The 11923-nt window shown below is 31.4% G+C and carries 11 protein-coding genes and 1 pseudogene; 6 read left to right on the top strand and 6 right to left on the bottom strand.

The annotated features are described in order from the left end of the window. The first annotated feature begins 207 nt into the window (after nucleotides 1–207). From D9V42_RS13645 to D9V42_RS13620, 5 genes are all read left to right on the top strand, one after another. Nucleotides 208–1296 (top strand): YeeE/YedE family protein, encoded by a 1089-nt coding sequence (locus D9V42_RS13645; protein WP_107555354.1) that lies wholly within the window; start codon nucleotides 208–210, stop codon nucleotides 1294–1296. 21 nt (nucleotides 1297–1317) lie between these two features. Then, on the top strand, nucleotides 1318–1542 hold the full coding sequence (locus D9V42_RS13640; protein ID WP_017723427.1) for a sulfurtransferase TusA family protein: 225 nt from the start codon (nucleotides 1318–1320) through the stop codon (nucleotides 1540–1542). A 709-nt stretch (nucleotides 1543–2251) separates the two neighbouring features. Next, nucleotides 2252–3214, top strand: a complete 963-nt coding sequence (locus D9V42_RS13630; RefSeq protein ID WP_122065402.1) for a LacI family DNA-binding transcriptional regulator — start codon at nucleotides 2252–2254, stop codon at nucleotides 3212–3214. A gap of 84 nt (nucleotides 3215–3298) precedes the next feature. Then, on the top strand, nucleotides 3299–4783 hold the full coding sequence (locus D9V42_RS13625; RefSeq protein ID WP_107555351.1) for a sucrose-6-phosphate hydrolase: 1485 nt from the start codon (nucleotides 3299–3301) through the stop codon (nucleotides 4781–4783). Beyond that, entirely contained in the window at nucleotides 4780–5745 is a 966-nt protein-coding gene (locus D9V42_RS13620) for a carbohydrate kinase family protein (RefSeq protein ID WP_122065400.1), read from the top strand. Before D9V42_RS13625 ends, D9V42_RS13620 begins: the two co-directional genes overlap by 4 nt. 34 nt (nucleotides 5746–5779) lie before the next feature. Here the strand turns inward: D9V42_RS13620 and agrA are convergent, their stop codons facing one another. From agrA to D9V42_RS13590, 6 genes are all read right to left on the bottom strand, one after another. Beyond that, on the bottom strand, nucleotides 5780–6496 hold the full coding sequence (agrA, locus tag D9V42_RS13615; RefSeq protein WP_107555349.1) for a quorum-sensing response regulator AgrA: 717 nt from the start codon (nucleotides 6494–6496) through the stop codon (nucleotides 5780–5782). Between the two features lie 12 nt (nucleotides 6497–6508). Beyond that, a complete protein-coding gene (agrC, locus tag D9V42_RS13610) occupies nucleotides 6509–7804 on the bottom strand; it encodes a quorum-sensing sensor histidine kinase AgrC (protein ID WP_122065398.1) in 1296 nt (431 codons plus the stop codon). 25 nt (nucleotides 7805–7829) lie between these two features. Next, entirely contained in the window at nucleotides 7830–7967 is a 138-nt protein-coding gene (agrD, locus tag D9V42_RS13605; RefSeq protein ID WP_122065396.1) for a cyclic lactone autoinducer peptide AgrD, read from the bottom strand. A 2-nt stretch (nucleotides 7968–7969) separates the two neighbouring features. Further along, entirely contained in the window at nucleotides 7970–8539 is a 570-nt protein-coding gene (locus tag D9V42_RS13600; protein WP_122065394.1) for an accessory gene regulator AgrB, read from the bottom strand. Between the two features lie 754 nt (nucleotides 8540–9293). Beyond that, nucleotides 9294–10079, bottom strand: coding sequence for a carbon-nitrogen family hydrolase (locus D9V42_RS13595; RefSeq protein ID WP_122065392.1), 786 nt, complete (start codon nucleotides 10077–10079; stop codon nucleotides 9294–9296). 371 nt (nucleotides 10080–10450) lie between these two features. Continuing rightward, nucleotides 10451–11080, bottom strand: coding sequence for a nitroreductase family protein (locus D9V42_RS13590; RefSeq protein ID WP_107556361.1), 630 nt, complete (start codon nucleotides 11078–11080; stop codon nucleotides 10451–10453). Between the two features lie 194 nt (nucleotides 11081–11274). Between D9V42_RS13590 and D9V42_RS13585 the strand changes: the two are divergent. Further along, nucleotides 11275–11923 (top strand): annotated as a pseudogene (locus tag D9V42_RS13585) (hypothetical protein); the annotation flags it as partial.

Below are 11923 nucleotides of genomic sequence, written 5' to 3'. Positions count from 1 at the left end.
TAGTTAGTTTTTTATAGATACAGTTATACACTCAGTGTGCTGTGTTTATAAAAAACTATTTTTTTATGTATGTTTAATTTGAATTTCGAATATTGTTACTATATAAGTTAGCAGAAAGTTAAAAATTTGTGAGTTGCAAGGTTGAAATTTTATATGATTTCTAATATTATTAATCTTATTGATTTTATCGGGAAAGAGGTTATTAATATGACTTGGTTAATAATCAGCGGCATTATTGTGGGAAGTCTTTTAGGCTTTGTTATGCAAAGAACACGGTTTTGTTTAGCTGGTGGATTTAGAGATATGTATATTCAAAAGAGTAACAAAATGTTTTATGCATTACTTATAGCAATTACAGTTCAAAGTATAGGATTGCTCATTTTGACTTCAACTGGTTTAGTACAAATACCTGAGTCAACTTATCCTATTATTGGAACGGTAATAGGTTCATTTATATTTGGTTTAGGTATTATATTAGCTGGTGGATGTGCAACCGGTACATGGTATAGAGCAGGTGAAGGTTTAATAGGGAGTTGGGTGGCACTCATCGCCTATGCATTTACTTCTGCAGCTACGAAATATGGTTTATTGTTACCATTCATGGATGGTTTAAATAAGCCTACAAATGTTAATACGAGTATGTCACAAACTACAGGGATACCGACATGGATATGGGTAGCATTACTTACAGCTATTACAGTATTTTTCGTAGTCAAAACATTACGCAAACCGAAACCTAAATTTGCTGTTCCTAAATTAAAACAGAAATTCACAGGTATGCGTCATTATTTATTTGAAAAGAAATACCATCCATTTGTGGCTGCAATTGCTGTAGGACTCATCGCATTAATTGCATGGCCAGTAAGTGAGTCTACAGGAAGAATGTATGGGCTAGGTATTACAACACCATCCGCTAATCTGGTACAGTTCTTTGTAACTGGTGATTTGAAATTATTAGACTGGGGTGTTTTCTTAGTTCTTGGAATATTCCTAGGGTCTTATATTGCAGCTAAAGGTGCAAGAGAGTTTAAATGGAGATTACCAGATAAAAAAACGATTCGTAACAGTATTATTGGTGGCGTGTTTATGGGATTTGGTGCTTCAGTAGCAGGTGGTTGTTCAATCGGTAATGGACTAGTAGAAACAGCTACGATGTCATGGAAGGGTTGGATTGCACTTGCTTCAATGATCTTAGGAGCTTGGACAATGAGTTATTTTGTATTTATCAGACCTATGAAAAAAGCGCAGAAGCAAACTTCTAATGAAGCTGTAACGTCACAAACGCAAACAATATAATTATTATAGGAGGCACAAATTATGGTACACGAGTTAGGTACAGTTGGAATGGTTTGTCCATTCCCGTTAATAGAAGCACAAAAGAAAATGAACACGTTAGATAATGGTGATGAATTAAAAATAGATTTTGATTGTACACAAGCAACTGAAGCATTACCAAATTGGGCAGCTGAGCAAGGCTATCCAGTTACAAATTATGAACAGTTAGATGATGCATCATGGACAATCACAATTCAAAAAGCTTAATTAAGAGTTGGGGTTGAGATTGACACTGACACTGTAAGTGAACTGCACTTAGTCAATTAGACAACATAATAATTAAAATAAAAATGGTCGAATTCCTAGCTATGCTTTGAGTTCGACCATTTTTATTTATTTATTTTTTAATCAGAATTTTGTTTGTTAATATTTGTGATTAATACATAGATTCCAATTATTAACATTATTATTGGAAGTATCATGACCAAATAAATAGAAAAAGCTTCAAAGATATTAGTAGTTAACGCTAGTATTAAAACAATAAGTAAAAATAAATTTAATAGATTTAACTTTACAGTTCTTGTCATGTTTTCCCTCCATTAAACAAGTATATAATCAATAACCCTGTTAATCTTTATCATTATGATTGCCTTTAGCTTTAAAGATAAAGGTAATAATTAATATGATTATAGGAAGAAAAGCTGAAAAAATGGTAAACAAATAACAATCACTATTATGCAAATACTTAATGTTATAAAGGTGTACAGTTTCCCTTTATCCATGACATATCTCTCCTAAAGTTGTTATTTCCACAACTATATCATATTGAAAACTTAACTTATATGTTACTTATATAGAGATAATAATAGTAAGTTTTAACCTTTCTATAAACGTAGATTTAAATAGTATTTAAAGCGGTTGCATTATGATAAAATAAGTATTGTTTATAATAGTTAATTAATGAGAGTGAGAAAATATGAAGAACATTGCTGATATAGCTAAGATTGCTGGGGTTTCAAAAAGTACAGTGTCGAGATATTTAAATAATGGTTCAGTAAGTTTAAAAACTAAACAAAGATTAGATAAAATTATTCGAGAAAATGACTATCAGCCTAATCAATTTGCACAAAGTTTACGTGCGCGTAGAACTAATATGATAGGGGCAATTATACCTAGAATGAACTCTTTTGCTGTCGATGAAACAATTAAAGGTGTCAAAACAATCTGTGATCAATTGAATTATAGTTTGCTTCTAAATTATACAAATCTTAATACTCAATTAGAAATTGATGCCCTTGAAACATTTTATAGAAGTAAGGTAGATGGTATTGTCTTCATGGCAACAGAAATCACAGACAAACATTTAGAAGTTATAAATAAAATAAATGTTCCTGTGATTATTGTTGGTCAAGCACATGATGATTTACATTGCATCATTCATAATGATTATCAAGCTGGATATTTAGTTGGTGATATGTTAGGTCAAAAAGGTTATAACGATATTAAATTCTTTGGTGTGACAGAAAGTGATATTGCTGTAGGTGTTCAACGTAAAGAAGGTCTCATTGCGGGTTTAGAAGTACATGACATACAACCTCATATTTCACTTACATCATTTAATTATCAAGAGGCGATGATCGATGTTGTAGAGGCATTACAAGCATACCCTCATTATGACGCAATTGTTGGTGCTACAGATTCAATTGCCTTAGCCATACATAAATATAATTCAGAGCACACGCCACATAAGCATGAAAAGTATATTGTAGGGTTTGGTGGAGATCCAGTAACTGATATTGTGTCACCCTCTATCAATACCATAAATTACAATTTTGAATACGCAGGTAGTGTAGCTATGGACAAATTAAATCAGATGATACAACATCAAGAAATTGAACAACGTATTATTATTGATGTTGAACAATCATTTAAAAATTAAAAGAAAAATGGTATGATGAAAAAGTATATTATGGAACCGGTACCATTTAAATGAGATTATTTTTAAAATAGGAGGACACGCACCATGACGGAGTGGACAAAAGAACAACGTTATCAAAAATATGAAGATGTTGATCAACAAACGATTGAATCATTAACTGAACAAGTTAAACAGTCAGAATATAGACAAACTTTTCATATACAACCCCAAATAGGATTGTTAAATGATCCTAATGGACTTATCTATTTCAAAGGGAATTATTATGTATCTCATCAATGGTTTCCTTTAGGACCTGTACATGGATTGAAATATTGGTATACATATCAAAGTAAGGACCTTGTGGATTTTGAGGCAATTGGTCCAACGATTAAACCTGATACGAAAGACGATAGTCATGGTGTATATAGTGGCAGTGCATTTGAATATCATGATCATTTATATTATATGTATACAGCAAACCATCGTGATAGTGATTGGAATAGAATCTCTACACAACATATAGCAAAAATGGCTAAGGATGGTTCGGTAAATAAATTTCCTAAAGCAGTGATATCAGAACCACCGTTTGGCTATACTCAACATTTTAGAGATCCAAAGGTACATGTTCAAGATGGAGTTTATTACGCAATGATAGCTGCACAAAATATTAAAAAACAGGGGAGAATTCTGCAATATCGTTCAACAGATATCGTAAACTGGGAATTTCAAGGGGAGATACAAACGAATCTAGATGATTTTGGTTATATGTGGGAGTGCCCAGATTATTTTAATTTAAACGGCTATGACATGTTACTGTTTTGCCCTCAAGGTATAGACTCAGAAGGGGAACGCTTTAATAATATTTATCAATCTGGTTATATTATGGGACAGTATGATATTAACAATTTAACTATGAACCATGGTGATTTTCATGAATTAGATTATGGTTTTGATTTTTATGCTCCTCAGACATTCTTAGATGAAAATGGTCAACGCATATTAATTGGGTGGATGGGTTTACCAGAAATCAACTATCCTTCAGATGCAGATGGTTGGGCGCATTGTTTAACTATCCCACGTGTATTGACAATTGAGTCAGGTAATTTAAAGCAACGTCCATTAAAAGCGCTTGAAAAACTGCGCACAAATGAAGAAACTGCACTAGGTTATGCTAATAAATTCACTAGACAATTGCATCCGTATGAAGGCAAACAGTTTGAATTAATCATCGATATTTTGGAAAATGAGGCGACAGAAGTTTACTTTGAAGTAAGAACATCTAAGACTGAATCGACACTAATTACGTATAATAAGAGGGAACAGAAATTAACATTAGACCGCAGTGAAAGTGGTCAATTACCAGAACCTGTTGAAGGTACAACGAGAAGCACTTATTTAGATACACCGTTATCCAAACTACAGTTATTTGTAGATACTTCTAGTGTTGAAATTTTCTGTAATGATGGTGAGCGTGTGATGACGACAAGAATATTTACAGATGAAAATGCAACAGGCATTAAAACATCTACTGAATCAGGCCAAGCCTATCTAAAATTTACAAAATATGATTTGAAAGGTGACACTATATGAAACGTCTACTAGCAATTGGAGAGGCATTAATTGATTTTATACCGAATACTACAGATTCTAAATTAAAAGATGTAGAAAAGTTTAGTCGACAAGTCGGAGGAGCACCATGTAATGTGGCTTGTACAGCAACAAAACTAGGTGGCAATGCTGAAATGATCACCCAATTAGGGCAAGATGCATTTGGTGATTTAATTGTAGAAACGTTAGCAAACATAGGTGTAGGTACTCAATATGTAAGTCTTACTGATGAAGCCAATACCGCCTTAGCATTCGTGAGTTTAAATAAAGAGGGTGAAAGAGACTTTTCATTTTATAGGAAACCATCTGCTGACATGTTGTACAATACAGATGCAGTAAGTAACATCGATGTAACTGAAAATGATATGTTGCATTTCTGTTCAGTTGATTTAGTGGAAAGTCCTATGAAGTATGCACATCAAGAATTGATTGAAAAAGTGACAAATGCAGGTGGTACAATTGTATTTGATCCTAATGTGAGGTTGCCATTATGGAAAAATGAAACGGATTGTAAATCAGCAATCCATGAATTTATTCCCTTAGCACATATCGTCAAAATATCTGATGAAGAATTGGAATTTGTAACTGGAATTACAGACGAAAAACAGGCTATAGAGTGGTTGTTCCAAGGAAATGTTAATGCAGTAATTTATACTAAAGGCGCTGATGGTGCAGTCATATATTTTAAAGATGGAACTGAAATTTCTCAACAAGGATTTAAAGTTAAAGCCATTGATACTACAGGTGCAGGTGATGCATTTATAGGTGCTTTAATTAGCAGACTATTAATTTCTGATAGTGTAGACGTGCTAACAGTATTGAAAAGTGAAGGAGAACGCATACTTGAATTTAGTAATTATGTAGCGGCAATGGTTACTACGAAATACGGAGCGATATCAAGTATTCCAACTTTAGCAGAAGTGAATAAAGCAATAAAAAGCTGAGCATGTAATTAATACATGCTCAGCTTTTTATGTATTATATCTTTTTAACATTTCTTACAGACGCATAACAATGTTCATTGTTTTTAAAATAAACTACGCGTGATTTTGAGTCGATGGATTCGATATTGTGTCTATTAACTACGAAACTATTATGACATCTAAAGAAACGTTGATCTAACTGATCAATTTCTTTTAGGTTTCCATAGAATTCGATTTGACGATTATCGAGATGTGCAATTAAACGATGGGATTTGCTAGATGATTCAAAGAACATCACATCGTCATATTGTACATAAATAGAATTACTACCTCGTTTTAATTCTATTGTTTCAACACTACTTTCTTTTGAAAGTAGTTTTAATCGTGATTCAGATGTTTCTAAGCAATCAATCACTCTTGATTTTAATTCGTCTGGATCATCTTTGAAAATGAAATCCATTGCTGCAACCTTGTAGACAAATGTTAAGTATGTCAGTTCACTATGACTTGTAACAAAAATGATATTGCCAACCGGATCATGCTTGCGTATTTCACTTGCAAGCTTGATACCATTGATGTCAGCTTCTAGTTGAATGTCTAAAAAGTAACATCCTATATCATTAATGTTCTTTGAGCGTTCTAAAATGTCATAAGGATCAGCTGTTGCAACTTCAATTTCCATTGGTTTTTCTTCAATCATAATATAGTTATTTATAATTGAGACCATATGTTCACGTTGTCTTTCATCATCTTCACAAATGAATATTTTCATAGTAACACATCCTTATGAATCAGAATTTAAGATTTCCACTTTTTGAATAAAGTAGTTGTTATCAATAGTTGTATCTAATAAAACATTTGTTGTTGAATCAGTCAATTCTTTTAATGTGGATAATCCAAGTCCACGGTTTTTTCCTTTAGTAGAAAAGTTTTCTTGGAAAAGAGTATGTACTTTTGGCATATCTGGTTCACACTTATTCATAACGATAAATGTAACGGATGTGTCTTCATTTTTAATAAAAGCGATACGAATAAGTGGTTCTTCAGTGATTTTTTCAGAAGCTTCAATTGCATTATCAAGTAATATACCGATTACTCTACTTAAATTTATAATAGGCATATCAATTTTTTCAATTGGTTCTGGGACCTCAATGCTAATGCGAATATTTTTTTCTTGGGCTTGAAGTATTTTAGTAGTTAACAAACCTTTAATTTCGCGAACATGCATGTTTTCAATACCATTGATTTTAATTGCATTCATTTGCATACTATCTTGCATAGGTAATATTTCAGAATGAAAGTAATCTCTTAGACCTTCCATATCTTCTTCTCTGATAAAGTCAGAGAGGGTAGAAAGGATATTCACATAATCATGTCTGAATTTACGCATTTCATGATTGATTTTTTCAATCTGAAGCGTATATTTATAATAATTTTCGATTTCCTGCATATTTCGCTTATATTGAATTTGGCGAATAATGCTAAAAGAAATGGTAATGATAAGAATAGCAGTGGTTATGATAACGACTGCATACATAACAGAAATAAATTTAGCGTCACCAAATGATACATTTCGATTTGGTAAATAAATATAAATTAGACCAAGAATAGTTAGTAAGAACAAATTAACTAAAGCCAAATATATTTTGTTTAAAGATAAGTCGGAAAATGATAATCGTGTAATAAAAAATTTAGCTATATAAGCATAAATAAATGAGAAAACAGTGAATGAAATAGCTAAAAAAAGTACATAATTATTTTTGATAATTACTGTATCTGAAATTAAACTGCTTAACCATAAACTTGTGAAATTTGCCATATATAAGATGAAAAAACAAATTAGTGCTGTAACTACACCCATAAATTTCTTTTTATAATACATAAACAATATACTTAAAACAAATAAAAGAACTATTGCTTCAGAAGAAATAACGAAAAATAAAAAAGTAGAAGGGACTATTATCCCAATGATTGAAATATAATCCCTTTTTGAAAAATGAATTCTACTTATAAGCTTCATATTATAAAATAAAAGTACTGCTTGTAAAATTGAGACAAATAATGAATATAAAACTGACATATTATACACACTTTCTAAGTAACTATTATTCGTAAAGATTTGTTAATTCTTTAGGAATTTCAGGTTCATCAACATAACCAGCACAAGGATTGACACTTGAAATTGCTCCTACTAGAGAAAAAAACTTAGAGAAAAATGTTAAGATTGCTGCAAAAATATTCATAATTAATAATCCTCCTTAGGGAAAAATATTGGTAATTGTAATATAGAAATAATAATAATACCTAATAACACTAATTGTTGATATGGTTCATTTAAAAAGAGAGAAATTAATAACAACATTAATGTGACACATATTGCTTTGGTTTTTTTACCTTTTTTAAGTCGCTCGGGTATAGGTTGTTTTTTAGTAATAGATGGTGCAAATAAAATTATTAAGGCTAAACCTATAATAGCTAAAGGATACATTATTAACGACGACACTTGTATATACCCAATTATCCAAGGTAATAAAATAAAATAAAATAGACTTTCTATATAACAAGCTAAAGAATTTTTAGCATGTGCCCCATGAGCAAAATGTCTAATTATAAAAAACGATAAATGAACAGTTAGTGTGTATAAAAACATATGACAAAGGATAGAAATACCGTAAATAACAATTGTTTTAAAAAGATTACTTAATACAACTTGCATGCCTAGACGCATCTTTAAATATTCTATATGATCTAAATTGTTGCGTAATTGAAGACTTTTAGCAAAGTTGTCTATTTTAGTATCAATAAATTTACTCATTGGCTTTTCTCTCCTTACTCGTATTATACAATTTTAATTAAATTTTATGCGTCTTATTGCGTAACTGTATATTTTTAATTCCTAACTGTTTAAAATATTTATCTGACTAATTTTATCATATTTATGCTTACATTTAGGAATAAAAACTAACGAGTTAGGGAATTTTTAACATTATTTTAAAAAATCATGGTTAAATGTACTTGTATCACAAAGAAGTGATTACATTTTACAAATCATTTAATCAAAATTTTGTTTGAATGATAACGTTGATTAGACTTTTGAGCAGGGGTCTGATTAACACACTGATATTGTAACTGTACTTTCTTCGTATAGTTGTTATAGTTACAAGTTAAGTTCTCGTTTTTCAATTAATTGATTACAAACAAGAGGAGGCTGATGTAGTGACAAACCATTTCTCAGCAATGATTAGTGATTTCGTAAAATAATACTTTCAGGTACACAACGCGCTTAATTTTATTAAGCAATCCCGAATTTGAATTCGTAGAACATTCCCAGTCTCAATTCAAATATCATTTTTAACATTGCCTATAACAGAGGCGATTTAAAGTATTAACATGTAAGCTATCGTAAACATCATTCAATTTATCATTTTAATCGGTAAATTCACTAAATTTTTTCATAATTAATAACATCCCCAAAAATAGATAGAGAAATAACTGTAAAAAACATTCCCTTAATAATAAGTTACAAAAACCGTGAGTCCCTCCCAAGCTCACGGTTTTTATTTTGGTATTTATTTATATAAATGAGGGCGAAGATTTTTGAAAACTGGAATATTTTCCCTTTGAGTAGTAACTTCATCTAAGTCGATATTACACGAAATGTGGTCCGGCTTACCTTCTAATTGCGCAACTATTTCGCCATTTGGATTAATTACGATAGAATGACCCGCATATTCTGTTTGTCCATCGTCCCCACATGCGTTACATCCTATTACAAACATATCATTTTCAATAGCACGTGCTTTTAAAAGTGCTATCCAATGACTCACTCTTGCTTGAGGCCATTGTGCTACATAAAAAGCTATTTCTGCATCTTTTCGAGCAGGATAGCGTAATAATTCAGGGAAACGTAAATCATAGCAAATAATTTGTGTGGCTTTAATACCATTAGTTAAATTAAATGTTTCTGGTATAGCGTTACCAGCAGTTAAGAATGCAGGCTCGTCTAACATAGGAACTAAATGAACTTTGTCATAACTATTGATTAAATAGCCATTTTTCGAAACTGCAAATGCTGTATTATACACATCTTCTTTCATAGCATTTGAAACTGAGCCTGCAATTATATCAACATTATATTGAATCGCAAGCTTTGATATGAACTCAAAACTACGAGATAGTTGATTGTCAGCGAGTTCTTTTAACTGAGGTAAAGCATAGCCATTATTCCACATTTCTGGTAATACAACGACATCAGTTTCGGGGGTTACAAATTTAGAAAACCAATTAACGATGTTTTCTTCATTTAATGAAACATTTGCCGGTTCGATTTTAAATTGAAAAATTTCTATATTCATTTTTATCGCCCCTTAAATTATTGTTAGCATCAATATACTAAAAATATTCTGATAATTCAAAGTTAGTAGTTGTTTTAGATTAATAACTATAAAAAAGAATAAACTGCGATGGTAAATCGTTTTAGCAACTAGTAAAACGATTTGTTGGTTATTTATTTAGAATTAAATTGGATAATGAAATGAAGTTTATAAGCATGTTAATTATATGTAGAAAATTGAACTTATTACTTTTGATTGAAATTAAGACATAAATTTCATTGGTTTAAATTTATTGAGATAAATCATTTGATATTAGAAGAGGTCGAAGCATTTATATGCTCGACCTCTCGTTTTATTTTATAATTAAATACTAATGAAGTAAGTAAATGTGATTATTTTCTAACTAAAAAGCGTTTGCTTATATCGTGGAATTCTTTGTCTCCAGCAGCATCACGTACATTACCGAATGGCATTTGCGCTACAAGTTTCCATGTTTTAGGTATTTCAAAAGCTTCAGAAACGGCAACATCAACAAGTGGATTGTAATGTTGTAATGAAGCACCAACGCCTACAGTACTTAAAGCTGTCCAAATTGCAAATTGGTGCATTGCATTTGTTTGACTAGACCAGATGGCAAAATTTTCTGCATAGTTAGGCATTTGATTTTGTAATCCTTCGATCACATCTTGGTCTTCAAAGTAAAGAATTGTACCATGAGAATGTTTGAAGTTATCTACTTTGTCAGAAGTTGCTTGGAAATCACGGTCTTCGCCCATAGCATTTTTAAGTTCTTGTTTAGTGATGTCCCAGAATTTATTATGGTTATCATTTAAAAGTAATACAACACGTGTAGATTGTGAGTTAAATGATGATGGAACATGTTTGATAGCATGCTCGATAATAGCTTCTACTTCGCTATCAGAGATTGAAATCTCTTGATCTAAACTATAAATAGTACGTCTTGTTTCTATTGCATTTTGAAAAGTTTCTAAAGTTGAGTCTTTTTTACTAAATAATCCCATTGTGAATGCTCCTTTATATTAATTTATTTTATATATTAAGTATAATAATTATATCAGAGTTTGTAAATAGGGGTTTACATAAAATTTCAAAAGGATTAATATTTGTTTTCAATAAATTGGTTTTGATGAAAAATAGGTCTTTTTCTTATATACTATATATGAATATAAAAGATATGAATTTTGGAGGTGAATCTATGAAGTGGTATTTTTCGCATAAATTTGTGATGTCCAGCTTTGCTATAGCTTTAAGTACAACATTAATTTCTAGCCAAACTCACGCTGCTGAACAACAACTTAATGAAAAACTAACAAATGAAAACACAAACCAATCAGATAAAAAGCCAATTCATTCTGATCCTACAAATCATACAGAAAGTTCAAGCGCAGGGAATACAGTACAAAGCGATGATACAACTAAGCTAGGCTTAGATAACGACTTAGGTGCAATGCCGGAATATAAAGAACTTAACCAAGCTCAAACAGATCAAAGTAGTGACATTAATTCAGCTGACGCAGTTCAAGATAATGAAGAAAAACAAAATACTTCCGATAATCAAAATCCCAACAATAATGCGTTAAGTAATGCTAAAAGACAAGAAGATAATAGCAACTTAACTGAACAAGATCAATCGAACACAGATAAGCCAAGTACTGAAGACAGTGCAGGTAATCAACAAACCCCAGCAGAACCGAATAATGGTGATGATGGAGATAATACTTCGATCCCTGACAATCCGGATAACCCAGACACTGGAGACGGGGGAGATGATCAATCTAATCCGGATAACCCAGACACTGGGGACGGCGGAGATAATCAACCAAACCCGGATAACCCAGATAGTG

The sequence above is a fragment of the Staphylococcus pseudoxylosus genome (genome assembly GCF_003697915.1).
GTDB classification, from domain to species: domain Bacteria; phylum Bacillota; class Bacilli; order Staphylococcales; family Staphylococcaceae; genus Staphylococcus; species Staphylococcus pseudoxylosus.
Note: the sequence above shows the minus strand (reverse complement) of the source record. Positions and strands in the feature narration are given on the sequence as shown.

Coding starts and splice junctions, on each gene's coding strand:
- D9V42_RS13625 (WP_107555351.1), top strand. CDS start 3,299: ATGACGGAGTGGACAAAAGAACAACGTTATCAAAAATATGAAGATGTT.
- D9V42_RS13630 (WP_122065402.1), top strand. CDS start 2,252: ATGAAGAACATTGCTGATATAGCTAAGATTGCTGGGGTTTCAAAAAGT.
- agrA (WP_107555349.1), bottom strand. CDS start 6,496: ATGAAAATATTCATTTGTGAAGATGATGAAAGACAACGTGAACATATG.
- agrD (WP_122065396.1), bottom strand. CDS start 7,967: ATGAATATTTTTGCAGCAATCTTAACATTTTTCTCTAAGTTTTTTTCT.
- D9V42_RS13620 (WP_122065400.1), top strand. CDS start 4,780: ATGAAACGTCTACTAGCAATTGGAGAGGCATTAATTGATTTTATACCG.
- D9V42_RS13600 (WP_122065394.1), bottom strand. CDS start 8,539: ATGAGTAAATTTATTGATACTAAAATAGACAACTTTGCTAAAAGTCTT.
- D9V42_RS13590 (WP_107556361.1), bottom strand. CDS start 11,080: ATGGGATTATTTAGTAAAAAAGACTCAACTTTAGAAACTTTTCAAAAT.
- D9V42_RS13640 (WP_017723427.1), top strand. CDS start 1,318: ATGGTACACGAGTTAGGTACAGTTGGAATGGTTTGTCCATTCCCGTTA.
- agrC (WP_122065398.1), bottom strand. CDS start 7,804: ATGTCAGTTTTATATTCATTATTTGTCTCAATTTTACAAGCAGTACTT.
- D9V42_RS13595 (WP_122065392.1), bottom strand. CDS start 10,079: ATGAATATAGAAATTTTTCAATTTAAAATCGAACCGGCAAATGTTTCA.
- D9V42_RS13645 (WP_107555354.1), top strand. CDS start 208: ATGACTTGGTTAATAATCAGCGGCATTATTGTGGGAAGTCTTTTAGGC.